Origin of the sequence: Bacillus sp. TH25 (genome assembly GCF_016650935.1) — a bacterium.
GTDB classification, from domain to species: Bacteria; Bacillota; Bacilli; order Bacillales; family Bacillaceae_G; genus Bacillus_A; species Bacillus_A mycoides.
Map to the genome: position 1 here is coordinate 87,650 of NZ_JAEKEU010000008.1, position 24,343 is coordinate 111,992.

26 protein-coding genes and 3 pseudogenes are annotated in these 24,343 nt (G+C 34.6%); 19 read left to right on the forward strand and 10 right to left on the reverse strand.

The window, feature by feature from the left end; genetic code table 11:
* Nucleotides 1–282: 282 nt before the first annotated feature.
* A pseudogene (locus JFT89_RS03420) lies at nt 283–426 on the forward strand (IS6 family transposase); the annotation flags it as partial.
* Between the two features lie 162 nt (nt 427–588).
* Here the strand turns inward: JFT89_RS03420 and JFT89_RS03425 are convergent.
* Together JFT89_RS03425 and JFT89_RS03430 are read right to left on the reverse strand one after the other, a co-directional pair.
* Nucleotides 589–936, reverse strand: a complete 348-nt coding sequence (locus tag JFT89_RS03425; protein WP_002033235.1) for a VOC family protein — start codon at nt 934–936, stop codon at nt 589–591.
* Nucleotides 937–1,216: 280 nt separating this feature from the next.
* Nucleotides 1,217–2,641 (reverse strand): amino acid permease, encoded by a 1,425-nt coding sequence (locus JFT89_RS03430; RefSeq protein WP_201039443.1) that lies wholly within the window; start codon nt 2,639–2,641, stop codon nt 1,217–1,219.
* Nucleotides 2,642–2,905: 264 nt separating this feature from the next.
* Here JFT89_RS03430 and JFT89_RS03435 point away from each other — a divergent pair, with 264 nt between their 5' ends.
* Both JFT89_RS03435 and JFT89_RS03440 read left to right on the forward strand, forming a co-directional pair.
* Nucleotides 2,906–3,655 carry an IclR family transcriptional regulator gene (locus JFT89_RS03435; protein ID WP_002066114.1) on the forward strand — a complete coding sequence of 250 codons (750 nt, stop codon included), beginning with the start codon at nt 2,906–2,908 and terminating at the stop codon, nt 3,653–3,655.
* A 75-nt stretch (nt 3,656–3,730) separates the two neighbouring features.
* Nucleotides 3,731–5,371 carry a M20/M25/M40 family metallo-hydrolase gene (locus tag JFT89_RS03440; RefSeq protein WP_033706956.1) on the forward strand — a complete coding sequence of 547 codons (1,641 nt, stop codon included), beginning with the start codon at nt 3,731–3,733 and terminating at the stop codon, nt 5,369–5,371.
* A gap of 411 nt (nt 5,372–5,782) precedes the next feature.
* On the opposite strand, the gene JFT89_RS03445 is transcribed toward JFT89_RS03440, so the two are convergent.
* Nucleotides 5,783–6,004, reverse strand: coding sequence for a hypothetical protein (locus JFT89_RS03445; RefSeq protein WP_016095833.1), 222 nt, complete (start codon nt 6,002–6,004; stop codon nt 5,783–5,785).
* Nucleotides 6,005–6,314: 310 nt separating this feature from the next.
* On the opposite strand from JFT89_RS03445, the gene JFT89_RS03450 reads away from it, so the two are divergent.
* Complete coding sequence (locus JFT89_RS03450) at nt 6,315–6,983, forward strand: protein kinase family protein (protein WP_080118267.1); 669 nt, start codon at nt 6,315–6,317, stop codon at nt 6,981–6,983.
* Nucleotides 6,984–7,298: 315 nt separating this feature from the next.
* On the opposite strand, the gene JFT89_RS03455 is transcribed toward JFT89_RS03450, so the two are convergent.
* Both JFT89_RS03455 and JFT89_RS03460 read right to left on the reverse strand, forming a co-directional pair.
* Nucleotides 7,299–7,862 (reverse strand): GNAT family N-acetyltransferase, encoded by a 564-nt coding sequence (locus tag JFT89_RS03455; RefSeq protein ID WP_002066117.1) that lies wholly within the window; start codon nt 7,860–7,862, stop codon nt 7,299–7,301.
* Nucleotides 7,863–7,965: 103 nt separating this feature from the next.
* Nucleotides 7,966–8,115, reverse strand: coding sequence for a hypothetical protein (locus tag JFT89_RS03460; protein WP_002142482.1), 150 nt, complete (start codon nt 8,113–8,115; stop codon nt 7,966–7,968).
* A gap of 276 nt (nt 8,116–8,391) precedes the next feature.
* Here JFT89_RS03460 and JFT89_RS30430 point away from each other — a divergent pair, with 276 nt between their 5' ends.
* The 6 genes and pseudogenes from JFT89_RS30430 to JFT89_RS03485 all read left to right on the forward strand — a co-directional run bounded on the left by JFT89_RS30430 (nt 8,392) and on the right by JFT89_RS03485 (nt 11,730).
* On the forward strand, nt 8,392–8,517 hold the full coding sequence (locus JFT89_RS30430) for a hypothetical protein (protein ID WP_265113329.1): 126 nt from the start codon (nt 8,392–8,394) through the stop codon (nt 8,515–8,517).
* Complete coding sequence (locus tag JFT89_RS03465; RefSeq protein WP_016091781.1) at nt 8,507–8,719, forward strand: hypothetical protein; 213 nt, start codon at nt 8,507–8,509, stop codon at nt 8,717–8,719. Before JFT89_RS30430 ends, JFT89_RS03465 begins: the two co-directional genes overlap by 11 nt.
* 146 nt (nt 8,720–8,865) lie before the next feature.
* Nucleotides 8,866–9,141 (forward strand): annotated as a pseudogene (locus JFT89_RS03470) (hypothetical protein).
* A 154-nt stretch (nt 9,142–9,295) separates the two neighbouring features.
* Nucleotides 9,296–10,216, forward strand: a complete 921-nt coding sequence (locus JFT89_RS03475; protein ID WP_201039444.1) for an MBL fold metallo-hydrolase — start codon at nt 9,296–9,298, stop codon at nt 10,214–10,216.
* A gap of 139 nt (nt 10,217–10,355) precedes the next feature.
* Nucleotides 10,356–10,676 (forward strand): annotated as a pseudogene (locus JFT89_RS03480) (IS4 family transposase); the annotation flags it as partial.
* Between the two features lie 145 nt (nt 10,677–10,821).
* Nucleotides 10,822–11,730, forward strand: a complete 909-nt coding sequence (locus JFT89_RS03485) for a PhzF family isomerase (protein WP_201039445.1) — start codon at nt 10,822–10,824, stop codon at nt 11,728–11,730.
* Nucleotides 11,731–12,169: 439 nt separating this feature from the next.
* On the opposite strand, the gene JFT89_RS03490 is transcribed toward JFT89_RS03485, so the two are convergent.
* The 4 genes from JFT89_RS03490 to JFT89_RS03505 form a co-directional block, all read right to left on the reverse strand.
* Nucleotides 12,170–12,541 carry a cupredoxin domain-containing protein gene (locus JFT89_RS03490; protein ID WP_002066124.1) on the reverse strand — a complete coding sequence of 124 codons (372 nt, stop codon included), beginning with the start codon at nt 12,539–12,541 and terminating at the stop codon, nt 12,170–12,172.
* 159 nt (nt 12,542–12,700) lie between these two features.
* Complete coding sequence (locus JFT89_RS03495) at nt 12,701–13,960, reverse strand: serine hydrolase domain-containing protein (RefSeq protein WP_002066125.1); 1,260 nt, start codon at nt 13,958–13,960, stop codon at nt 12,701–12,703.
* Nucleotides 13,961–14,059: 99 nt separating this feature from the next.
* Nucleotides 14,060–15,259: an MFS transporter gene (locus JFT89_RS03500; protein ID WP_201039446.1), complete on the reverse strand. Its 1,200-nt coding sequence runs from the start codon at nt 15,257–15,259 to the stop codon at nt 14,060–14,062.
* A gap of 15 nt (nt 15,260–15,274) precedes the next feature.
* On the reverse strand, nt 15,275–15,694 hold the full coding sequence (locus tag JFT89_RS03505) for a MarR family winged helix-turn-helix transcriptional regulator (RefSeq protein ID WP_002066126.1): 420 nt from the start codon (nt 15,692–15,694) through the stop codon (nt 15,275–15,277).
* 173 nt (nt 15,695–15,867) lie between these two features.
* Here JFT89_RS03505 and phaZ point away from each other — a divergent pair, with 173 nt between their 5' ends.
* From phaZ to JFT89_RS03525, 4 genes are all read left to right on the forward strand, one after another.
* Nucleotides 15,868–16,785, forward strand: a complete 918-nt coding sequence (gene phaZ / locus JFT89_RS03510) for an intracellular short-chain-length polyhydroxyalkanoate depolymerase (RefSeq protein WP_201039447.1) — start codon at nt 15,868–15,870, stop codon at nt 16,783–16,785.
* A gap of 140 nt (nt 16,786–16,925) precedes the next feature.
* Nucleotides 16,926–18,122, forward strand: a complete 1,197-nt coding sequence (locus JFT89_RS03515) for an MFS transporter (protein WP_201039448.1) — start codon at nt 16,926–16,928, stop codon at nt 18,120–18,122.
* Entirely contained in the window at nt 18,106–18,306 is a 201-nt protein-coding gene (locus JFT89_RS03520; RefSeq protein ID WP_000166302.1) for an NETI motif-containing protein, read from the forward strand. The genes JFT89_RS03515 and JFT89_RS03520 overlap by 17 nt, the downstream gene beginning before the upstream one ends.
* A gap of 309 nt (nt 18,307–18,615) precedes the next feature.
* Nucleotides 18,616–19,065 (forward strand): VOC family protein, encoded by a 450-nt coding sequence (locus tag JFT89_RS03525; protein WP_201039449.1) that lies wholly within the window; start codon nt 18,616–18,618, stop codon nt 19,063–19,065.
* Nucleotides 19,066–19,212: 147 nt separating this feature from the next.
* Here JFT89_RS03525 and JFT89_RS03530 read toward each other — a convergent pair whose 3' ends face one another.
* Nucleotides 19,213–20,295, reverse strand: coding sequence for an S-layer homology domain-containing protein (locus JFT89_RS03530; protein ID WP_201039450.1), 1,083 nt, complete (start codon nt 20,293–20,295; stop codon nt 19,213–19,215).
* A 410-nt stretch (nt 20,296–20,705) separates the two neighbouring features.
* Between JFT89_RS03530 and JFT89_RS03535 the strand changes: the two genes are divergently transcribed.
* Genes JFT89_RS03535 through JFT89_RS03555 form a run of 5 tightly spaced genes read left to right on the forward strand, consistent with a single transcriptional unit; the run spans nt 20,706 to nt 24,331 of the window.
* Nucleotides 20,706–21,128 (forward strand): hypothetical protein, encoded by a 423-nt coding sequence (locus JFT89_RS03535; protein ID WP_002066131.1) that lies wholly within the window; start codon nt 20,706–20,708, stop codon nt 21,126–21,128.
* A 27-nt stretch (nt 21,129–21,155) separates the two neighbouring features.
* A complete protein-coding gene (locus JFT89_RS03540) occupies nt 21,156–21,461 on the forward strand; it encodes a WXG100 family type VII secretion target (protein ID WP_002066133.1) in 306 nt (101 codons plus the stop codon).
* Nucleotides 21,462–21,483: 22 nt separating this feature from the next.
* Complete coding sequence (locus tag JFT89_RS03545) at nt 21,484–22,203, forward strand: DUF5081 family protein (RefSeq protein ID WP_201039451.1); 720 nt, start codon at nt 21,484–21,486, stop codon at nt 22,201–22,203.
* A complete protein-coding gene (locus JFT89_RS03550; RefSeq protein ID WP_002066136.1) occupies nt 22,203–22,529 on the forward strand; it encodes a hypothetical protein in 327 nt (108 codons plus the stop codon). Before JFT89_RS03545 ends, JFT89_RS03550 begins: the two co-directional genes overlap by 1 nt.
* A 32-nt stretch (nt 22,530–22,561) precedes the next feature.
* Nucleotides 22,562–24,331, forward strand: a complete 1,770-nt coding sequence (locus JFT89_RS03555) for an HNH endonuclease signature motif containing protein (RefSeq protein ID WP_201039452.1) — start codon at nt 22,562–22,564, stop codon at nt 24,329–24,331.
* The last annotated feature ends 12 nt before the right edge of the window (nt 24,332–24,343 follow it).

Sequence of the window (24,343 nt, forward strand, 5' to 3'; positions counted from 1 at the left end):
TTATGTATGTTTATTACAATGTTCGAGGTTGTTTGAGTAACATCCTTTAATATATGGAAAATTCAGATATTTAAGGTGATTGTCAATGAAGTATGGGTTATTTTTTCATTTAGATATATAAGGCCACTTAATCTTGTGTGTGGGACAATATTTTTATACAATTTTTAGAAATAATAGGATGACTTTTTATGGTTCTGGTGCGAAAAATTCAAGACCCTTGCAAGTAATCTCTTAAGCTTGGACATATTGAAAGTATGACTCTAAAACAGGTGCGTGATCAGTATGGAAAAGGAAAATTTGTTTAAATGGAAGCATTATCAGCCTGAACTAATCTTATTAACAGTAAGATGGTATCTACGGTACAATTTGAGCTTCCGTAACCTGGTGCAAATGATGGAGGAAAGAGGGTTATCAATAGCTAACACACAGGAAAATGCGAATTTACAACACTAAGAAGTTTTAATCCATAAAAAAGTGCACCTCCGAGTGTTAGACTGTGTCTAATAATCGGAGGTGCACTTCAAAGGAATTAACTTTTTTTATTGAACTAAAGCATCTGTTAGCTGAATAGTAAATGATTAAAATCCACTATTTCTCCCAAAGCTCAATCAATCGCCCTTCAGGATCTTTAATCCAAATAAACTTTCCAAATTCACTAATCTCTTCTTTCTTTTCAAGAGGTACGCCAATTTGTTCAAGATGCTGAATAGTCTCGTTTAGATTATGTACTTGGAAATTTAACATTACTTGTTGTTCTGTAGGAAAATAACTATCATTCTCGGCAAAGAAAGAAAAGATAGTCTCAGTTCCTAATTCGGGTTTAATCACAGTCCCGTTCCAATTTTCTATTTCAATCTTCAACACTTCACTGTACCATTTTTTTATAACATCAAGATTTTTAGTTCTCCAAAATATTCCTCCGAAACCTTTTATCATTGTATCTAACTCCTGTCTGTCTTTTAATTTCATGTATTTAATATACCAAAACAGAACAGTAATAGTAAGGAGAATCAGCAACTTATGAACAGTAAACATAATTGCGGGTAATGTAGCATTTACTACATTAACGATACCGACATCATCCTTCTAATAGTATGGGGAAAATAGGGGAACTGTTCCTGGGAAAATGAATGAAGGAATGATAAAAAAAGCGTCAATGATAAAAGACCGCATATGAAGTAAAAGCCATGTGCGGTCTTTTAAATATAGTACAGTATTACGAAGTTTCGCTAATTTTAGTTTCTGTATGAGTGTTAGTAGCAATTCTTTTCTTTACCTTAAAGTGATAGTAGGTGTAGCAAAAAATGATAAATGGTACAGTGCAATAGATTCCTAGTCTTTGACTTGGTATAAAGATAAGACTTATTAATATAATGCCATACAATCCAAAACCAAGAATTGGTACAAGAGGATAAAGTGGAGTTTTAAATTTTAAGTCTTCTAATTTTCCACCGTCGGCTAAATAATGTTTACGGAAAAAGAATTGAGAAACACAAATTGACATCCAAACAATAATTGTAATGACTCCAGAAATTGAAATGAGCCATAAGTAAACAGTTTCAGCAGCTACAACGCTTGTCAAAAGAGAAAAAGCAGAAATAGCTATCGTTAAGATTAAAGCGTTTAGAGGTATCCCTCGTGATGATAATTTCTTTAAAAAGGCTGGAGCCATATCATTTTTTGATAACGACCAAAGCATTCGAGTTGCGGCGTACAGTCCTGAGTTTGCGACAGAAAGAACAGCAGTAAGAATAACAAAGTTCATAATATCAGCTGCATATGGAATACCTATATTATCAAATACAGCAACAAACGGACTCTTTGTTAATCCTGCCTCTTCCCAAGGAATTAAAGCCACGAGAACAAAGATTGCTAAGACGAAGAAAAACATCGTGCGCCATATTATATTTCTAATAGAACGAGGTAAAGTCTTTGCTGGATCTTCACTTTCACCTGCTGCGATTCCAACAAGTTCTGTACCTTGGAAGGAATAATTGACTGTAACCATTGTTAATAAGATAGCGGCAAGTCCATTTGGGAATAAACCACCATGATTTACGAAATTTGAAAGAAGCGGAGCGGGTTCGTTTCCTTTTAAATCAATAAAACCGAACATAGCGGCGCCGCCAAGAATAATGAAAGCAATAATGGCAGATACTTTTATACTTGAGAACCAAAATTCTGTTTCTGCATAACTACGAGCGGATAATGCGTTAATAGTGAATATTGTAACACCAAATATTAAACACCAAACCCAGACAGGAATATCAGGAAACCATCGCTGCATTGTAATACCAGCAGTGGTAAATTCAAGACCAGTCGTATTCGCCCAGCTTAGCCAATACAACCATCCGATGGTAAACCCAGTTGCGGGATTGATGAACTTAGTGGCATATTCCTGGAAGGAACCTGAAACTGGCATTGCTACAGCAAGCTCACCAAGACATAGCATAACGAGATACATTAATAATCCACCGGCCATAAAGGCAAGTACGGATCCACCAGGTCCAGCTTGACTTATAATAAAACCAGATCCGTTAAATAACCCCGTTCCAATCACACCACCGAGTGCAATCATGAATAAATGTCTACCTTTCATCGTGCGCTTTAATTCATTGTTTGTATTGTTTACTTGCGTCATTGTTTTCCTCACTTTCATAATTGGTAGTATGAAAATTGATGTTTTTCCGTATTATGGAATGCATTCCGTGATGTGAAATCTTGTTCTAATTTTCAGATAATTAAAAAGAAAAGTCAATATTTTTTTGTTTGCGTTTTCATTTTTTTGATAGTGTTATATCTCTGTTTTTAGAAAATTAAATAAATTAATTGATTTCAGTTTGAATTTTTGATAAATTGATAGGTAATTAGGCTAAACATACTACAAGTAAAGTTGAGGCGAGTTATGGTACAGTCCATTGATCGAGCGATAGGTATTATTAAGTTACTGAATTCTACAAATGAAAAAGAGTATTGGGCTATTTCTGATATAGCTGATAGAACACATCTCCCGGTTAGTACAGTACATAGGTTACTGAACTCTTTAATGGAGCATGGATTAGTTACGCAAATTTCAGAAACAAAACAGTACAAGATTGGACCAATGTGGATGGAAATAGGATTACGTCAATTGGAGAAGGTAGACTACAGATCTGTTGCAAGAGAAGTGATGAAGCGTGTGGCCTCTGAAGTTGAAGAAAGTGTTTATTTGAACATTCCAAATGGAACACATTCTATTATCATTGAAAGAATTGATAGCCCTTTAAAAATTCGAGTTATCGATAACTTAGGGGAACAGATTCCACTTTCGATTGGAGCCGCAAATAAAACGATGCTTGCCAATATGAACACGAATGAAATGGAACACATTGTAGAACATTTACTTTCTTCTTTACCAGAACAAAAGCAAATTCTTTTCGATCAAATAAAGCAGATAAGAAATGAAGGATATGCTGTGAGTTATGGTGAAAAAACAGAGGGGACAGCTTCAGTAGCTGCACCTATTATAGGATTTAATCATAAAGTAGTAGGAGCATTAAGTGTTGGGTTAATTAGTCATCGAATTAATGATGATCGACTATCTTTTCTTATTAGTAAGGTAAAACAAGCAGCTCATGAAATATCAGTAAAAATCGGCAGTACATCAGAATTATAATTTTGATAGCTGTCGTCATTTTTTATTCATATATTGGAATTGATTTTCATAATGCGGAAAAATAGGGGGATTTATATGTCAAAGTGGCAATCTAAAGAACAATTGGTTCAATTATTAAGCAATCTTGTTGAAATTCCTAGTATTACAGGTTCAGAAGCTGAAGTTATATTGCCAGACTTTGTTGTAGAACAATTATCTGACTTACAGTATTTCAAACAAAATCCGCATCATTTACAAAAAAATCCGACGGGAGATGGAAGATATTTTGTTACAGCCCTAGTAAAGAAAAGTGATAGTACGAAAAATACCGTAATTCTTGTTAGCCACTTTGATGTTGTAGATGTACAAGATTACGGAGTGTGGAAAGAAGATGCATTTAACCCTAAAAAATTAACATCTATGTTTTATTCTCATAAAGATGAGCTACCAGATCATGTACGTGAAGATATTGAACAAGGAGATTGGCTATTTGGTAGAGGAACGATGGACATGAAATGTGGTCTAGCTTTACAAATGGCGATGGTTGAGCAAGCTTGTGAAGGAAGATTTGATGGGAATGTTCTTTTATTGGCTGTTCCAGATGAAGAAGTGAACTCTGTAGGGATGAGAGCTGCTGTTCCAAGATTATTAGACCTAGCAAAAGAACATGACTTAGAGTATAAAACGGTCCTAAATTCAGAGCCTATGTTTTCAAGACATCCTGGTGACCAAAATAAGTATATTTATACTGGTTCTATTGGTAAGGTGTTACCTGGTTTCCTTTGTTATGGAAAAGAGACACATGTAGGCGAACCTTTTGCAGGATTAAATGGGAGCTATATGGCTGCATTATTAACAGCTGAATTAGAGTTGAATACGGACCTTTGCGATATTGTAGATGGTGAAGCGAGTCCTCCACCAACTAACTTGCTTCAAAGAGACTTAAAGGAGGATTATTCTGTACAAATTCCTCATCGTGCAGTCACATTATTTAATTTGTTTTTACTAGAAAAAACGATGACAGATGTAGTTTCATTGTTACGCCAAAAAGTAACGAAAGTAGCAGAGAAAATCGAAGAATCCTATGAGGAGCGAGCGTATCATTTTTCTAAGTATAATCCGTTCATACCGCCGAATCTTAAAGTAAATGTATTAACGTATGAAGAGCTTATCGCTTATGCAATTGAACAATATGGACAAGAAAAAATAGATGAAATTCAATCCGATATTATAAAAAATAGAGAAGATAAAGATGATCGTGCAGTAACTATTGATTTAGTAGACAAATTAGCTATCTTATGTAAAGAAAAGGCTCCAATGATTGTACTTTTCTTTGCGCCGCCATACTATCCAGCTGTGAGTTCACGCAACAATCCTTTAATTAAAGAGGTAGTTGTAGAAATGGAAAAGTATGCCCACTATAATCATAGCATTACATTTGAAAACCAAAATTATTTTGGAGGAATTTCAGATTTAAGCTATGTGGGCTTACAAAACCCATTGGATTCAATGAGTTCTCTTGTAGACAATATGCCATTATGGGATAAAGGTTATTCGATTCCACTAGAGGAATTAGAAGAGTTTGACGTTCCAGTATTAAATATGGGACCAGTAGGAAAAGATGCACATCAATGGACGGAGCGTCTGGACGTAAATTACGCATTTGAAACGTTATTAGATATGTTACCTATATGTATTGAAAAACTACTTGTTTCTAATAAAGTTACACAGTCATAGTGTTTGCATAAGAGCGAGAAAAGGACCGTAGTGATACGGTCTTTTTTGCTTAATAATTAGTGTGAATCCTTAGCTTTATGACAATGTGACGGTACCTCATTTATTAATGTTACTCGATAAGTAGAGAAAGGGGAGAAAATTATGATGTCAGAAGTTTCTTTTCCTTTTTTATATTAATTATTTAACATAAAAAGCTTTAGGACTTTGCAGAGCTTTTTCTACCTCTTCTTGTGTCAGAATAGGGTTAGGAATTGCTGGTACTATAGGAAGCATTAAATCATTTTCTTCGTTACTATGATCTGCTTCATCAGTGACAACAATATTAGCTTGAAAATCCGTTATTTCACCATTCTGAACAATCGGTACATACGAAGTGCACCCAGTGCTTTCTCCATCTGCTAATCTATTTCCTCAGGCAAAAAATAAACCAATCCATTCGTTAACTCCTTGAGTATATGGGAGTAAATCTTTTAAAGTATCTGGATTAAAACAGTCAATTTTATCTGCGGAATACTCTTCATTGGTATAGGCAAACCAATAGTCTTGAGCTCCTATAAACATTTGAGCAAGTCTATCATTACTACTATTAGCATTTGGGGAAACAAATATATTTAAGCCTACATAATATGCCATTTACTTATCTCCTTAAAATAGATTCGCAGTAAACTATTTAGAGAGAGTAGATATGGATTGTACACTTTTTGTAACGATATTTGCTGAGTTTTTGTATAATATAATTATGTGAAGTTAACATAACTTATTGTATCAATAATATATATTTGCGTAGAATATCCATTTTAAGGTTTTGAAGTACCCCTAAATGAAAAAATTATTTCGCTAAAGTTAGTTACTTAGTGAAGTCTGCTCATTTTTTTCGTATTAGGGAAGAATGTACTTTTTAACTTGATGGGTATGGGGTAGTACCCCTTGTAGCAAAACCGGAGTGGGAATGATGAGTATAAATAGTTTTGTGAGATTGATAAAGGACGAATTATTAAAAGAGGTAAGCATAAGAAGTGAGGATGAATTCGAGCCTATAGTAGTTAAAGATATTCCTAGACTTTGGAAGTGTTTAGGGACAGGTAATTATGCCGCAGTATTTATGCACAAAGAATACAAAGATTGGGTAGTGAAAGTTTACGCGCGAGAAGGAGAAGGAATTGAAAAAGAGTCAGAAGTATACCGAAGAATCGGAAATCATCCTTCTTATTCGAATCTTATATATAAAGGAGAAAATTTCATAGTATTGAAACGGTTAAAAGAAATTACCTTATACGATGCTATCCATAAGGGGATTAAAATTCCTAAGCAGGTAATCCTTGATATCAATGAAGCTATAGAGTATGCAAGGGAGCAAGGATTAACTCCTTGTGATGTTCACGGAAAAAATGTGATGATGGAAAATGGAAGGGGATATGTAGTCGATGTATCTGATTTCTTAAAAACAAAAGAAGATAGTAAGTGGAGAGACTTAGAAAAGGCATATTTTACATTTTACTTGCCTTTCATTTATAAATTGCCTTTCCCTGTTAAAATACCGTATTTCATGTTAAACATTGTTCGACGTTCATATAGAAAATATAAGAAGCTTACAAAGAAATTCAAATTGTAAAAGGAGCACATACTTATCTTTAGGTTAGATAAGTACTAGTAAACAAAAGGACCGTAAATTTTAGATATGTCTAATATGTACGGTCCTAATTTTATAACTTCATGAAGTAATTTATTTATAAAATGATTGTAACATTTGTATATAATACTGATATTATTATGAGAAGTAAATATTCTTATTTTAATAGAAAATACCCATTTCAGTACATTTCATTTTAAACATATTGATGTACTATAGTTCTAAACAAATCACAATAACGGATTAGAAGGGGAATAAACTATGTACACAGAATCAATTGAGTATTAAAATTTTAATCTAATTTACCTTTGCATAGATGCAGGTATCAGTTAGTTTTTTACCGTCAGCTGAAAGATCTTCATTACGTAATATCCCTTCAAGCTCAAAACCTAGTTTTTCAGGGATCGTACGACTTTTAGTGTTAGTAGATTCACATCTTATTTCAATCCTTCTAAATTTGAGTAACTGAAATCCAAGGTTTGTTAACTCACTTACTGCCTCTGTCATATATCCATTGCCACTAAATTGCGTGTTAATCCAGTATCCAATTTCACATTTAGAAATTTTCCAATTAATTCCGTGAAGGCTAGCAGTTCCAATAAAATCATTAGTATCCTTATGATAGATAAGATAGCGAAAGCTTTCTCTTTTTAAAAAATCTATATGGGCATTTCTCAGGATAATTTCCGTTTCTTCAACAGTAGGGATTGACTGGAATAAAAGCAACCATTGTTTTAACTCATTAATTGAATCCTTAATAGCTTGGTGTACGACATTCCCGTCACCAGCTTGAAGTGGTGCTCGAAGAATTAGTCTGTCTGTTTCTATTTGTAACGGAACATCTAATAAAATAGAATTCATATCATTTCTCCTCTCGAAAACTTTAAATTATGACAGAATAAAAAAACTTTCACCCAAAAGAAATAATTCTTGAGGACGAGAGTTGCAATTTCGTGGTACGTTATTATGATAAATAAATTAAAAAACACCCTATCTCACTAACAGGAGATCCCGTCACAGCAGCACTATAAATTATTATAGAACCGTGCGAAGCTCCTATTCTTTCTTCATTAAGAACTTGATATGTAGCAATACAGTAAAGTTTATCTCCCATAAAGGGACCTCCTAAAAATTAGTAAACAATAAATGTATATTCAATTAATTACTTGGAAATCCCTTTTCACATATTGAAAACTAAACTGCCAGTTGGTACAAAAAAATGGCTACCGAAGCGGCCTTAGGTTATTCAACTAATGCATGCGTTAGTTGAATAAGGAATTATTATTTTTCATCTATTGGCTTCCAATTTTTATCTTTTGCATTTCTTAGCTTGATGGTGATGGGGTGGTACCCCTACTAGAAAAATTGTCTCCGCGTGAACGTGAAGAACTTGAAAAATTTAAAGAAAGCGCAAGATGCTTTTGATAAACATGAAATCGGGAAAGCTATGAATAATGTTCAAAAGGCAAAAAGTGATGAAAATAAAGAATTAACAAAGCAATGCATTGCAAGGTGAGATTCAACAAGAATTTTTAGCTACATTTAATAAGCTGAACATGAATGATATTACTGGCGATGTAAAAGAAGCCCGTAAATCTTTAGATGATCTTATGGCTTGGATACAACAATCTGACCTATTGAAAGCTCAAAAGGATTTTGTTGATACGTTACCTGAAAAAGAAGCAAGTATCTCTAAACTAGAGGAAAGTAAAAAATAAAGAAAAGAGGTTGCCTAAAAGTAACTATTCAGCGACTTTTGGGACAACCTCTTCTTTTTGTTGTATATTTTCAAGAAAGTTTAGAATAAAATAAAAATATAGCCATCTACCTATTATTCACTAATGAAAAGAAAAGGGGTAGCGAAATGCAACTGAAGTATGGGAAGCACATTAATATATTATCTATTGTTCTAACTTTGTTCTCTTTTTCCGTAATTGTAAGTTTCTCTACCTGGTTGAGTGGATATTCAATTCCCAACCTTTCTAAAATGCTTAAGGTAACAATGTGGAGTGCATTTATTCTTGGAATTATAGGGTTTAGATAAGAGAAAAGCGCACTAGCGATTATAATTATGGGAATATGTGCCTTTGCTCTAGTCGTTCTATATACTTATGCGGTTATAAGTTTTCTTGAGCATTAAACACCATGAAAAAGAAACGAACATTTTTGTTCGTTTCTTTTTTTGGGGGCATTATAAAATTTTAACTTGATGGTGATGGGCGATACCCCTTCAAAGGAATCCCTCCTTTAATGTCGAAATATTTTGTTAAAATGAGAATCAAGGAGAGAGGAAAATGGATAAGGAATTTTTCAGCAAACATTTTAGTCTTGAAAAAGTTAGTGAAGGGATATACGTTGCAATAGCAAGAGAAGGCAGTGGTGCCGTAGCAAATGCAGGCTTTATTGATTTAGGAGATAAAACAATAGTTTTTGATACATTTAACACACAACAAGCTGCTGAAGATTTAAAATATATTGCAGAAAAAATAACCAATCGACCCGTGACATGGGTTGTAAATAGTCATTGGCATGGAGATCATATTCGAGGTAACCAAGCATTTAAGGAAAGTAATATTATTTCAAGTCAAGTTACATATGAAAAAATGAAGGATATTCATCCATCGAGAATCAATAAGCAGAAAAATGATATACAAGGTCTAAGAAATTATATTCATTCTTTAAAAGATCAAATAAATCAAAACAATGACCCTAAGTTAAAACATCAAATAAACTTTCTAAGCGAATTGGAAGTTTCATTACCAACTTTGAAATTAGTTTTACCTCAAAAAACATTTTGTGATGCAATAACGTTTCATGGAATTGAACGTAGTGCACAGCTTTTCACATTAGGTGGTGGACATTCATTTTGTGATGCAGTTCTCTATATTCCAGAAGAGAAAGTAATATTCATGGGTGATTTATTATTTGTTGATTGCCATCCAACATTTTTTGAAGAATCGAATCCTGAGAATTGGATTCGCATTTTGGAAAAGGTTAGCGATATGGATGTTGAGATGGCAATTCCAGGACATGGTTCAATTGGAATGAAAATCCATATTTTAGAATTAATAGACTATATAACTGATTTAACTGTAATTGCACGAGAAAAAGACCATATCGAAGATATTAAAGTACCTAACAACTACAAAAATTGGGGTTCTCCAGAGGTTTATCAACAGAATTTTAAAATGCTAAAAGGAATATTGGAATGTTAAATCATATAGAAATCCCTTTTACATTCCACAATATGGGGTCCCGCCCATCGCTATTAAGCTAATAAAAAGAAATACCCTCAAAATGAAAAAAATACGTTATTCTTTCTGTAGAATCATAGGAAAGGATGGCGTTTTTTGTATGTCTATTTCTATATCTGATGAATTACAACTATTTGCTCAAGAGATTCAAAGCTTTTTATCTCCAAATATCTTACGAGATCTTGCTAGAGATGTTGGTTTCGTGCAACGAACCAGTAAATACCAAGCAAAAGATTTAGTCGCTTTATGTGTATGGATGAGTCAAAATATCGCTACGACTTCTTTAACTCAATTATCTAGCTGTTTGGAAGCATCAACAGAAGTGCTCATCAATTCAGAGGGATTGAATCAACGATTTAATCAAGCGGCCGTCCAATTTTTACAACACCTATTAGCTGAACTACTAAACCAAAAATTGACTTTTCATAAGCTGAGCTTGATAGCGATGTGGTACTACCCCATCGCTATCAAGCTCCTTATAGAAGTAACGGGAGAACTTTAATATAATAAGAATTAAAGATAGTTTAAAGGACCAAAAATTAAATATATTAAAGGTGGAAAATGACATGGAAAGAAGGTACCGATTATATCAAATTGATTCATTTACGAAGAAAAAATTATCAGGTAATCCGGCTGGTGTAATAACAAATGCAGATGGTTTATCCTCGGGTGAGATGCAGAGGATTGCTAGAGAGCTTAACAATTCGGAAACGGCATTTATCTTTAAATCAGACAATAGCGAATCTGATGTACATATTCGTTTTTTTACGCCTACTCATGAGGTCCCTATCTGTGGACATGCGACGATTGCTGCCCACTATGCTCGTGCAGTTGAAAATAGTTTAAATACAGTTAAAGTTTATCATAAAACTGGTGCCGGCATTTTACCAGTCGATGTGATTAATGAAGATAATGATTACAAAATTATTATGACGCAGGGTAGTATAAGTTTTGAAACTGTGATTGAAGGTGTAGCTTTAGAGAATATATTTACAGCTTTCAATATTAGTGAAAATGATTTATTAGAAGATTGTCCAGTACAAATCGTTTCAACCGGGCATTCTAAGGTGATGATTGGAATTAAAAATTCGGAACTTCTTAACCAATTAAACCCTAATATGGATTTACTCACAAAAGTCAGTGGATTAATTAATTGCAATGGTTTCTATGTGTTTACGATGAATGCTCCCGACTCTGATATTTTAATTCATGGAAGAATGTTTGCTCCTGCAATTGGTATTAACGAAGACCCTGTTACAGGTAATGCGAACGGTCCTTTAGGCGCATACTTGATACATCATAGACTTGTCAAACATGATAATACTTTATTTAGTTTTAAAGCAGTGCAGGGCGAAGCTATAAAACGGGCGGGTATCATTGATGTTCAAGTGAAAATTTGTAATCAGGAGCCAGAGGAAGTAAGAATTGCAGGAAATGCTGTAATCGTATTTAAGTCCGATTTATTACTTGATTAGCAATTCATATGCAAAGTTCGAATCGTAAATGGAGGTCTTTATTAATATGAATTTCAATCATTGTAAACTGTAAATCATAATAAAGTTATTTCTATGACGGGGAATTTGTGAAATAATACATTCAAACAAAAAGGTGCTTTTGTTAAATAGAATAAATAAGAAAAGTAAACACCCCCAAAACAAAAAAATGAGCTGACCTCTTAAAATAACTAACTGTAGAGAAAGAAAATTTTCATTTAGGGGGTACTTCAAAATCTTAGCTTGATAGCGATGTGGTAGTACCAACAAAACACAAATTTCTTACGCCACGAAAATGTAATGACTTTATGCTGCATGTAAAAACTGATTAGTGAGAGCTCATAATCTGCGGGGGATGGGCACCCCCCGTGAATTTAAGTTTCACTTTATAAAAAAAGTAAGAATCAGTCGGTACCGCTCGTTATTGGACTATTACTTTTCCATCCATTCCTTTCAAGTAGTGGAACCGACATATTAGTTCATATGTACCGGGAGTTTCAGGTTTTACGGTAATTGTTATTTCTTTTCCTGACGGGACTTCGGCGTCAATTCCGAGCTTTTTCACCGTAAAGGTATGTTCTCTATTTCCTTTGTTTTTCAATAGCAACGTCGTCGTTTTTCCAACCGGAACAGTGATGATACTCGGATTAAAGTAATCATCATTCAATTCAACCTCAATGGGCTGTCTCACAACGTCGGATTCGGCAAATACACGGATCGAACCTAAAGTAGTCATAACTACAATCATCGCAAGTGAAATGATTAATCCAGTTAATAGCTTTTTCACAGACATTCGTAATCCCTCCTTTCCTAAGCACTAGTGTTTTCAAATTACTAAAATATTATCAATATAAATGGGGTTTACGCGTGGCTTAAATAGTAATTCTTTCGGCAACTCCTACTAACCAAGCACTAACTGGAATAGGATTTGGGTAAATAAAAAAAGCCTCCACTACTGTGGAAGCTTCTCCAAATGATGTGCAATATCAATATACATATCGGAATAAACCGAATGGATTTCATTACTAGGCGCAGCGTTAGAAGAGAAGTGGACGATTACCATACTTGCTTTCGGATCGATGTAAAGAGTTTGTCCGTAACTGCCTAACACTTCGAAAGCACCTTGTTCATTGTGCGGAATCCACCATTGATTATGATAAGAAATTGAAGCGCCGCTGCCAATTGCGAGCTCACCTTCTTGTACATTTTTCACACTTTCTGTAATAGAAGAAGGGGCGATTTGTTTTCCGCTATATTGACCATTATTTAATAGTAATTGTCCGAACCTCGCCATATCTCTAGCAGTTGCATTTAAGCCAGCGCTCGCTTGTTCTACTTTCGTTTCATCTGTAACGTAATACGCGTTTTCTTCCATACCAATTTGAGACCAAATTCGTTCGCTTACATTTTCAGCTAACGATTTCCCTGTAATCGTTCGGATAATCCAAGCGAGTGTTTCTGTTGATCCGTTATTGTAAGAAAAAGCGGAACCGGGTGGTGCAGTTTCTTCTGCTTCTAGTAACATATCATAAATTTTCATAGGCCCCTCGTAGTTTTTTCCTCGGGGTAAAATATTACTAGCTAAATATAGTTGTGCATCTTGATTTTCTAGTCCTAGCTGCATATATCCGTGAGTAGGGTATTCAGCGGAAACTTGCATGTCCATTAATTGTTGAAGTGTTGCTTTACCAAACGGTGTATTTTTTAATTCTTTTATGTAAGTGTCAGCTGTTTTTTCTACATCAATTCGATTCTCTTCAGCGAGCGATTGTATAATTGCACCAGTAAACACCTTTGCTAACGATGCCATTCCATGAGGTTCACTCTCGTTATATCCATTGAAATATCGTTCATAAACAAGTTGACCATTATGTACAACGACAAAAGCATCTGTTTTGTTTTCGTCTAAAAGTTTTTTTAGAGGAGTCTTATTTCCAAATCTACGCTCCACAGCAAAATCGTCTAAGTTTTGTAACGCGGTAGGGAAGGGAGCAACTTGATCAGGATTGTTTTTTACTTCATTTATTAAAGTGAATTCTTTCATATGTGTATACGACCAGCGTAAGTAAGGATCGTCTAACCAGTTTTCTTTTGTGACATTTGCTTTAGTGGGGGTCGTTTTATTATTTTTAAAAAAAGTAAACCCAAGCCCTGTAACTACGAATAGTAATACTAGTAACAGTAATAGCAGGGGAGATTTCTTTACATTCATATAGGTACCTCCTTTAGTTTCTATTATAAGTATACGCTCGTCTTAAAATAAATACAAAATAAGGAAAGTAAACGGGTAAGTTTACTTTCCTTATGAACGTTAAGCAGATATTTGTCCGTCTGTACTTTGTTTCTTGAATTTTTGTTTTCGTCCGTGTAATCCATAATATAGAAGTAAAGTGAACGCAACGATAATAGCTGCGATAAAATACATATTATGATAACTTGATTTGGCAGCGACTATACCTAAAATGAAAGAACCGAAGCCAATGCCACTATCAAAGAACGAGTAGTAAGTAGCTGTCGCAGAACCACGTCGATGGTTTGGAGCGGCAGAAATTGCAATCGTTTGGAAACTTGGAATTAATGTTCCGTATCCTAAACCGATTAACATACCTGCGCCAAGGAACCAAAATGAAGTTTGCGCTTGGCTTAAAATGAACATCCCAATTGTGAAAATAATAATAGCGGGATAAATAAGTACATTTTCATCGAAACGATCAAATATTTTCCCTGTAAATGGACGAGAAATGACCACAACAAGTGCGTATAAAATAAAGAAGTAACTTGCAATTTCGCTTAAACCGAGCTCTTTCGCATAAATAGGAATAAAGGATAAAATGCCACTATAAGAAAAGGCTAAAACAAATCCTGTCAGAGCGATTGGAATAGAAGATGGTTCAATTAAGTCTTTCCATTTCATTTTTTCTCGTTTTTGTTTGTTTACTGGTGCTTCATGCGGAATATTGACTAGTAATCCTAATAAAAATGCGAGTAATGAAAATACTGAACAAACGATAAATAGTACAGTAAATGAAAAATGAGAAATAATTGTTAAACCTAAAAAAGGACCAATTACCATCGGTAGACTCATAAATACGCCGTAATAAGCAAGTGCTTCGCCGCGTCTATGAGCTGGTGCTACATCAGTTACAATTGTTCCAGTTGCTGTCGTTGCCATTCCGAATCCAATACCATGTAAGAAGCGAAGGGCAAGTAATAAAAATAAACTTTGCGTACCGAAATACATAACAGTAGCGGCTAAAAATAGTGAAAGTGAAATGAATAATATTTTCTTTCTTCCTAAATCATCGAGCCATTTTCCTGTGAATGGTCTACATAAAACAGATGAAATAAGAAAAACAGTTGCAACTAAACCAATTTCCTCAGGTTTTCCTTTTAGGCTGTCTATAACATAGACAGGCAGAGTAGTCATAAGCATGTAAAATGTTAAAAAGAGAAACAGACTACTAAAACAAGTTCCGAGGAAATCCTTCGTCCAAAGTTTTTCACTTTGCATCGTCATCCCTCCAAATTAATGATCTAAATTTTTGATAATTTGTTGTAACAATTGAAAAGCTTCATGTAAGTCTTCTTCTTTAATACCTTCTAGCGTCTTTTCTTCAAAGGAATCAACTTCTTCTTGCCATAGTGGAATCATTTCTATTGCTGTTTCCGATAAGGAAATGAGCTTCTCACGGCGATCTTTTCCTTCAGTACGAATAATCCAGCCCATCGTTTCCATACGTGTTAACGTACGAGTCATCGTTGGTGATTCAACATTTAAATATTGACATAATTCTGTTTGGGTACAAGATCCAGTTTGATTAATGCGGAAAATAACAGCCCATTGCGCACTAAATAATCCTGTTGGAGATACACGTTCATTAAATTTCTTCGTAAACTTACGAGAAGTTTGACTGACAATGTGGAAAAAATGTTGTTTTTCGTCCATGTATTTTGATCCTTTCAAATTAGTTACCTAGCTAACTATATACTTTTTTATAATAATTGTCTAGTAATAGACATGTTGTTTTATGTGGAAATTTCGTGTGGATTTTATATTGAGAACGTATATTCTGTGTGGTATTCTTTAATTAGGTAAGGAATTTTCTTTCTATTAAAAGAATGGGGGAACTTACGATGATTAAGCCTGCAACAATGGAGTTTGTTTCACTATCGAACGGAGAAACGATCGCGTATCAAGAAGTTGGAAGGCAAAATGAAGAAATGCTCGTACTCATTCATGGGAATATGACATCGTCACAACACTTTGATTTAGTTATTGAGAAACTACAAAAGCAATATCATATTTACGCAATTGATTTAAGAGGATTTGGACAATCAACGTATAATAAGGCGATAGATTCTTTACAAGACTTTGCAGAAGATGTGAAACTTTTTATAGATAAATTAAATTTGAAGAAATTTTCATTAATGGGATGGTCAATGGGTGGTGGTGTTGCGATGCAATTTACAGCGAATCATCCAACATTTGTCGAAAAGTTGATTTTAGTAGAATCAGTGGGAATGAAGGGATATCCAATCTTTAAAAAAGATATTAACGGGCAACCGATCGTATCAAGTTTAGTAAAGACGAAAGAAGAAATCGCGCAAGATCCCGTACAAATTGCTCCAGTGCTAGATGCGATAAAAAATATGAATAAATTATATTACCGTACAGTATGGAATCTATTAATATATACACATAATCAACCCGAACCGGATCGTTATGAAAAGTATTTAGATGATATGTTAACGCAACGTAATTTCGTAGATGTGAATTATGCGCTCATTACATTTAATATTTCGGATGAACATAACGGGGTTGTAGAGGGAAATAAGCAAATTCATCATATTAAAGCTCCAACACTCGTCATACAAGGTGGCAGAGATTACGTCGTACCGCAAGTAGTCGGTGAGGAATTAGCAAAACATTTGCCAAATGCAGAGTTGAAGATATTAGAAGATTGCGGACACTCACCGTTTATAGATTGTTTAGATGTATTTATAAAACATGTTGAGGATTGGTTAGAAGATAAGTAGGTTGAGGAAGAAGTTAGATCAAATGTATCTAGCTTCTTTTTTGTGGGAAAACCAAAATTATTTCAGCCACTAGTTCTTTCTTATTCCACAGTAAACAATATATAATGAGTGTGGTGAATTACAAAAGGGAGAGATTAGGGATGTCAATGCGTTTTACATTTTGGATTATGGTTGGGATTGTGGCAATCTCAGGTTTATCACAAGGGATGCTCTTACCTGCCATCGCAATGATTTTTGAACAAGAAGGGGTTAGTTCAAGTATTAACGGTATTCATGCGACGGCATTATACATCGGGATATTATTTATTTCACCGTTTCTTGAAAAACCGATGCAAAAGTTTGGAATGAAACCAATTATCGTAATTGGTGGGTTTCTCGTTATTATTTCATTATTCTTTTTTACACAAACATTTTCATTTTGGGTATGGTTTATTCTTAGGTTCCTAGTTGGTGTTGGAGATCATATGCTCCATGTCGGAACGCAAACGTGGATTACGACAACGTCAGATCCTAGTAAAATAGGTAGACAAGTATCGATATACGGTGTATTCTTCGGAATTGGTTTCGCAGTTGGCCCGTATTTAGCAAGCACTGTTCAGTACGGTCTTGCAACACCATTTATCGTATCTACTATACTTTGCTTAATAGGATGGCTTTTACTACTACCAACGAAAAATGCATTTCCAGCACAAGATGAGGCAAAAACTGAAAGTGAATCATCCTTTTCTCGTTATAAACAAGTCGTTGGATTAGCTTGGATTGCGCTAATTGGTCCGCTCGCATACGGCGTACTTGAAGCGATGTTAAATAGTAACTTACCAGTATACGCACTTCGCAAAGGATGGTCTGTATCGGAAGTTTCCTTCTTATTACCAGCATTCGCAGTTGGAGGTATTATTACACAAATCCCGCTCGGTATATTAAGTGATAAATACGGAAGAGACCGTATTTTAACGTGGACGTTCAGCGTAAGTACGGGCATTTTCCTACTCGCAGCAGTATTTGATCAATATTACTGGATTGTCTTTGCATGTATGCTTATAGCAGGTATGGTCATTGGCTCGTGCTTCTCACTAGGGCTTGGATTTATGACAGATTTATTACCGAGACACTTACTACCAGCAGGTAATATATTATCCGGAATCGCCTTTAGTATAGGAAGTATTATGGGACCTGTATTAGGAGGCGTATTTATAGAAAAAATACAGTATACAAGCTTTTTTATTGCGGTTATGATTATAATGGGAATTCTCGCAATGGTATATATGGTCTACATGAAGAATCAATTCGCATCAAGAAAAATAGAAAGTAGGTTAGGGCATGACAAAACAACCTAATAAAAAGAAATTTGAAGTACTCGAAAACGAAACAATTACAGACTGCTTAGCGCGTATGGAACAAGAAGGATATGCACCGTCTCGTCGCATGGAAGAGCCAATCTTTCATGAAGTAAAGAAAGACGGAAAAACAGAAGTTGAACCGTGTGGTAGAAAAATTGTTTTTGAGGGGAAATTGAAGTAATCTCATAACAAATAGCCATCCAATTCATTTGAGTTGGAGGGCTTGTTTTTTTACTGAACAATGAAAGGCTTAGCTAGAGATCTTTGTTAGTGAAGGTAGTATAGAGAGAAACTAACTACATAAAAATGTAAATTTAAGGATGGTGAATATATTGAATTTTAGGATTGGGACATCAGTTATAGAGCTGGATACCTATACATTTGAAGGAAAGAACAATTATACAAAAGTAGGATGTTTAAAAATATATTAATTTGTATGATAAAAACAAAACATATTTTAAAAAAATTAGAAAGGAGGGAGAAATATATAATGATACAAAGCATATATGAAACTCATTTACATGTAAGAAATTTAGAAAAGGCGATAGATTTCTATCAAAATAAGTTAGGTTTAGTATTCGCAAAAAAACTATCGAAAAGACGAGTTGCGTTCTTTTGGGAAGGAGAAAATAAAAAACAAATGCTCGGATTATGGGAAGTACATACGAATGAAGATTTTGAGACGAAACACTTCGCTTTTCGTGTAGATTTAGAGTTTTTAAAGATTTCTAAATTGTGGTTAGAGAATCGTGAAATAGAGGTGGTAGGAAGTCAGGGTAAAGGAAATCAAGAGCCAATTGTCCAAAGGTGGATGCCAGCTGCAAGCGTATATTTTCTGGATTGTGATGGAAATAAATTAGAGTTTATTTCTATGTTATATGATGATCCAGATGAATTAGAATATGCAACGTATTTAAGTGAATGGAATGCGGAGCACTAAGAAAAATAAAGTGGAACTTTAATCAGTAGTAGTTTTACAGCTTTGTATTATGTTAAATAGATAGAAACAAAATAAAATCCCTCAAGAAAAGGCACGTTCTTGAAGGATTTTTTTATGCTTTATATATTTTATATTGCTTGTAACGTATTAATGATGTTCACTTTTAGATATTTCAGCGCGTTGAATATAACCATCAGAGAAGCTGAAATAAAGAGAATAGCTTCCTCGATTATATATAAAGCCTTCACTAGTCATATCCTCTCCAATTCCATCTGGCTCACCAAACCACTCTTTTAATTCATTGATAGTGATACCCATTTTTACCCATATATATCTAGCGTCCGAAGGGTACATATCAATATTATAATCTCCATATACCGCTGTAGTAGGTGCATCACATTCTGTACATGGTGCTTGCTTCCAAACATCAGGCACTCCAAATTCTTTTTTTACCTCAGATATATCTTTACCCAGTACATCTAATTTAAATGGACCAAACGTCCCATCCTGTAAAGCTGTTGCTAACATTTGTTTCAGTTCTTCTTTTGTATTGATGTTGAAATTATAAGATCTGTTCTTTGCTATTGCATTATAGAAAAATTGTGCATACTGCTCACGTTTCACAAGCATGTTGCCATTAAAATTACCAGACTCGTCACCTTGGGATATCCGGTTACTACGCACTGCATTTACAGATTCATAGGCCCAATGACCTTTTGGTACATCTTTAAAGTTCTCTTGTCCTTTTGAGTTTAATTGAAATGCTTTTTGCAATACTACTGCCATCTCATACCGATTTAATGCGTCATCGGGACGAAATGCATCTGTTCCATCACCTGTCATAATTCCAGCTTGCGCAATGGCTTTGATATCCTTTTCAAACATATGATTTGTAATATCACTAAACATATTTCCCTGTTTATCATCTGCTATTAAACCTAAATGTCGATTGACTAAAGAAGCAACCTGTCCTCTAGTAATGTTGTCCCCAAAACCAAATTTTCCATTTCCATATCCCTTATAAATCCCTGCTGCTGCTAAGTAATCAATAGCAGTTTTTGACCAGTGGTCCTTTGGTACATCTGTAAATACAGTGTTCGCATTGCCAGCTACTTTATAGTTATTCGTAGTTGTTTGTGCGTTTGCTGTGCCTACCATCATTGTAGTTGCTAGTGCTGTGGTGATTACGAATCCCAAAATTTTTTTAGCTTTGCTTGTTTCCTTGCCCATTTGAGAAAGCCTCCCCAGTTTAATTTAACTTTATTAAATATACGTATTACACATATACATCTAATACAGCTAATACAGCTAATACAGCTAATACAGCTAATACAGCTAATACAGCTAAATGTACACATCGTAATTATAACATGTAAATGATGATTATTTGTTATTAATTTACTTAATGTGGATTAAATTCCAATAATCTATATAAAACTATAATTTGTAGATATAAATATTCATTGCTATTTAATTGAAGAAAAATGCGAAACCTTTTTATAAAATATGGAAATGTTAAAACCCCTTTGATAGAATAGCAATATGCAAAAATAATTATTTATAAATTCTCAATGTAATGAATATTCATGTTTAAATATACGAATTTAACTACATAGTTATTGTAATAAAGGGGGAGAAAGATGTTAGAGGAATTGTACACTGTTTTTTTAAATGCATCGGGTTTTACGGAAAGCGCAAGGAAACGAGATCAGTATGATAGATTACATGATTATTTAAAAGATAAAGAAAGAGAGTTAAAACAATCCATTCAAGAGGCTGAATCAGCGAAGAGAGATTATGAGAGTAAAAGTAATGGTTTAGAAGCTAATAAAATTCCGGCAGTGGAATTTGAACAAAAACGTCATGAAAAGGACGAAGAATTAAATACATTAGTATCCTATTTTAAAAGTGCATTAAGTGATGTTGGCTCTGCGATAGGCACAGCTTATGCAAAGTATTTGGAATATAAAGCGAAAGCAGAAGCGGAGAAAGCAGCCGCATATGATGCAGCGACCAAGGCTTTTGAAGAAAAGAAAAAGGAACTTGAAAATCTTATCCATTAAGCATACAAAGAATGTGGGGGAACTAACATGAGTGGTAAAGAGGTTGAAATTATAGGAAGTAACACGACAAGTGCAATTTCTTACGCACAAAACATTGAAAATGGTATGAAGGATTCTTTAAACCAAGCGAAAGACTTAAAAGCATACGTCACAGGTGCGAAATGGAATGGAAAAACGAGGGATGCATTTCTGAGTTATCTTGATTTAATCATTCAATATAACTCAGAAATGGTAGAGGCATTTGAAGGACATACGAAAGCTTTGAAAGAGTTAGATAAAAGTATTCAAACGTACGGAGATAGACCGGAAGTAAGGGCGATAAAACAATTGTGATGGAGAAACGAGGGATAAAAGAATGGGGAAAGAAATGAGTTTTGCACCTGCTGAATTATATGTTCTCGCAGGTGCAGCTGGAGTTACGGATATATTTGGATTGCCAAATCGTGACGTAATTATTTTACTTGATGAAGAATGTGTCACGAAAGCAACTACGAGTTTAAAAGAAAAAGGCTTACTTACAAGTGAAAATGGAATTACCCCTGCAGCTTTTCAATTGATTGAGCTATTAAAGGAATATGAAAATTGTCATGAATACACGAGAATTAATAATGTATTAATTGGTTTTTTGAAACATGATAAAGATCGAGTGGCTGTATTAACAGAAGTAGAGCTAAATAAAAAATACGAGATCGACTACATACCAAAGTCAGACGTATATTTTTCCTTATTAACACGCATCCCTTTCTTGTTGAGAGAACCGAGGGAAATAGAAGATACATTTTTCTCAAAGAGAATGACAGAAACAGAACAACAAACGTTTGAGGAAAAAGATTTATCAAATAAAGACGTTATAGCGATAGAAACGTATACGAGGCCTCGAAGTAATAGAGGTGGGAAATGGGAATGTTTCTTATATTTCACTGAAGGAGAAGATTTCGTTCAAATAGATGTAGATCGTAATCGATATGACTGGGTGAGCCTCTATGCGGTTAATAAGAAATTGTATGACGTGTTAAAAATGCCGTATAAAAAATTAATTGACCCGAGACAATTCTCATTAGGAGGTATTGAATAATGCAAGTATCAATGGGAGATGGTGGTTCTGGTGGTGGAGAAGAAGTATTAGTTAATTTTCAAGAACTACTTGATATAGTAATGAAGTTAGAAAATATATATAAAATCCATGTAGACGTCATTGGAACGAATATTGAGAGTTTATTAAGCTGTGATTTTTATCAAAAAGGTGAAGCGATGAGAGTAATTGAAAAATATCCTGATATATTACACAAAACACTTGAATTTGCTGAACACTATTCTAGGTCGGCGACAATTGTAAGGAACGTATGTGTAGAAATGCTTGAAAAGGACGAACAATTACGTGAAATATTAAGTAAGTTGTAGAAATCACCATACGGCTGGGGGATGAAAACGAAATGGATGTGAAATATAGACCTGAACCATGGCAAAACATGGGAGATGGTATGAATCGAATTACAAAAGATGCACTCATAAAATTAGGGGACGCAAATGAATTATTAAAAAAAATTGATGGAAGAATACGAGATTTAGACACGGATGGTAGTATACATTTTAACCCAAAAGATCAATCGCAAAAAATCGGGGAATTACTCGAGAGCTATTCGACATTACAAAAATATTGCGGAGAAGCAGGGCGATTGGTCTCTGAACATATAGATAAACCTTTTTTAATAGAAATGGATAAATTCGCTCAAAAAATGAGAGATACATCTATTCTCAGTTTCAAAACAGATAACCGAATTGGCTCCACAACAACGACAGTATTACCAGATGCGCACGCGGGGTACGGAAGTGTACCACAAACAATAAAAACAAAAAAAGATAAAATAACAGTAGAAGATATTTTTAAAGATTCACCCGCATTTGATAACGTACTGAGAGAGGAATACAAAGAACTAAAAAAACAAAATCCAGATGCAAAACTAAATTATGAAGAATACAAGAAAGTAGTCCCATCCACACGAGGATTTGAATACAAATCGATAGAAGATGAACAGAAAAAACTAGAAATGGTGCGAGACATAGGAATAGGCGCAGGAATCATCATCACAACAATCCTTTGCCCACCACTCGGGGCCGCTGCCGCAGTAGTATACGGCGCTGTACAAATAAAAAGCGGTATCGACGGAGAAGACTGGGGAACACACAGGAAATTGAGCCAAGAAGAGCGGATAGGAAACATCATTTTTGGCGGATTAGATGCAATCCCAGTTGTTGGAGCGGTAGGAAAAGGAGTAAAAGCATTCAAAGGCACGAATGAATTAGCTGATTTAGCAAAATTATTAAAATTCAAAGAAGGAATGCCTGGTTTTAATCCGAATTCGGGTAAAAATGTGGTACAATCATTGCGTGATAATAAAGCTACTATGCTTGACCGTTTGAAACTAGCGAGCCTTAAAATGGAGAAATCTGGAAACGGAAAGATGTATCAACTTGGCGAAAAAATAGCCAAAAGCATAGATGATAGGACAGCCAAATCGGCAAGTTTTGAAGTTGACGGAAATGGCTTACTAATATCTAAACAAGGTGGTACAGATTTCCAAAGCTGGGTGAATAAGCATCATACAGAAAGTAATAAGATTATAGATGATAAGATTAAGGGTGTAGAGGCTTCTCTTGCTAGTAAGGGTACGGGTAATAGAAGTAAGACAGCAAGTGAAGTTAATTTAAATAATATAGCTGATTTTATTAACGGAACTAAGAATTTTGATGACGTATTAGATGATTATGCTCGACATTATATTGAGGTAATAGATATTAAAAACTGGTCTTGGGCCAATAATATTAAAGGTGGAAACAAATTAACAAGTAATAAAAGGAAAATGATAAAACAACGAGCTGAAGAACTAGGTCTTATCCCGAAAGTTGAAGTGAAAAAAGTAGAAGGTATGCGCTATGGATTTGCTGATTTTGAAGGACTTGGTCTAGTAGTACATAAAGATGAACTTCCAAAAGATTTATGGTTAAAAAGAGATGTGGAGCAATTTGACTGGTTGAACAACAGGCTTCCAGAAGATATAAGGGCTATGGTGGAAAATGGTTCTTATACGTGGCATCATACTGAAGTACCAGGGGAAATGCAACTAGTTCCTTATGGAATCCATGGTATTACTGTTCATAATGGTGGAAGGACTAAAGGAATGTGGTCAGATGCACCAAGATAATAAAAAAGGAGT

Coding starts and splice junctions, on each gene's coding strand:
- JFT89_RS03535 (WP_002066131.1), top strand. CDS start 20,706: ATGTTAGAGGAATTGTACACTGTTTTTTTAAATGCATCGGGTTTTACG.
- JFT89_RS03530 (WP_201039450.1), bottom strand. CDS start 20,295: ATGGGCAAGGAAACAAGCAAAGCTAAAAAAATTTTGGGATTCGTAATC.
- JFT89_RS03525 (WP_201039449.1), top strand. CDS start 18,616: ATGATACAAAGCATATATGAAACTCATTTACATGTAAGAAATTTAGAA.
- JFT89_RS03430 (WP_201039443.1), bottom strand. CDS start 2,641: ATGACGCAAGTAAACAATACAAACAATGAATTAAAGCGCACGATGAAA.
- JFT89_RS03485 (WP_201039445.1), top strand. CDS start 10,822: ATGGAAAGAAGGTACCGATTATATCAAATTGATTCATTTACGAAGAAA.
- JFT89_RS03520 (WP_000166302.1), top strand. CDS start 18,106: ATGACAAAACAACCTAATAAAAAGAAATTTGAAGTACTCGAAAACGAA.
- JFT89_RS03515 (WP_201039448.1), top strand. CDS start 16,926: ATGTCAATGCGTTTTACATTTTGGATTATGGTTGGGATTGTGGCAATC.
- JFT89_RS03500 (WP_201039446.1), bottom strand. CDS start 15,259: ATGCAAAGTGAAAAACTTTGGACGAAGGATTTCCTCGGAACTTGTTTT.
- phaZ (WP_201039447.1), top strand. CDS start 15,868: ATGGGGGAACTTACGATGATTAAGCCTGCAACAATGGAGTTTGTTTCA.
- JFT89_RS03540 (WP_002066133.1), top strand. CDS start 21,156: ATGAGTGGTAAAGAGGTTGAAATTATAGGAAGTAACACGACAAGTGCA.
- JFT89_RS03490 (WP_002066124.1), bottom strand. CDS start 12,541: ATGTCTGTGAAAAAGCTATTAACTGGATTAATCATTTCACTTGCGATG.
- JFT89_RS03425 (WP_002033235.1), bottom strand. CDS start 936: ATGATAAAAGGTTTCGGAGGAATATTTTGGAGAACTAAAAATCTTGAT.
- JFT89_RS03460 (WP_002142482.1), bottom strand. CDS start 8,115: ATGGGAGATAAACTTTACTGTATTGCTACATATCAAGTTCTTAATGAA.
- JFT89_RS03495 (WP_002066125.1), bottom strand. CDS start 13,960: ATGAATGTAAAGAAATCTCCCCTGCTATTACTGTTACTAGTATTACTA.
- JFT89_RS03455 (WP_002066117.1), bottom strand. CDS start 7,862: ATGAATTCTATTTTATTAGATGTTCCGTTACAAATAGAAACAGACAGA.
- JFT89_RS03555 (WP_201039452.1), top strand. CDS start 22,562: ATGGATGTGAAATATAGACCTGAACCATGGCAAAACATGGGAGATGGT.
- JFT89_RS03445 (WP_016095833.1), bottom strand. CDS start 6,004: ATGGCATATTATGTAGGCTTAAATATATTTGTTTCCCCAAATGCTAAT.
- JFT89_RS03435 (WP_002066114.1), top strand. CDS start 2,906: ATGGTACAGTCCATTGATCGAGCGATAGGTATTATTAAGTTACTGAAT.
- JFT89_RS03505 (WP_002066126.1), bottom strand. CDS start 15,694: ATGGACGAAAAACAACATTTTTTCCACATTGTCAGTCAAACTTCTCGT.
- JFT89_RS03545 (WP_201039451.1), top strand. CDS start 21,484: ATGGGGAAAGAAATGAGTTTTGCACCTGCTGAATTATATGTTCTCGCA.
- JFT89_RS03550 (WP_002066136.1), top strand. CDS start 22,203: ATGCAAGTATCAATGGGAGATGGTGGTTCTGGTGGTGGAGAAGAAGTA.
- JFT89_RS03440 (WP_033706956.1), top strand. CDS start 3,731: ATGTCAAAGTGGCAATCTAAAGAACAATTGGTTCAATTATTAAGCAAT.
- JFT89_RS03475 (WP_201039444.1), top strand. CDS start 9,296: ATGGATAAGGAATTTTTCAGCAAACATTTTAGTCTTGAAAAAGTTAGT.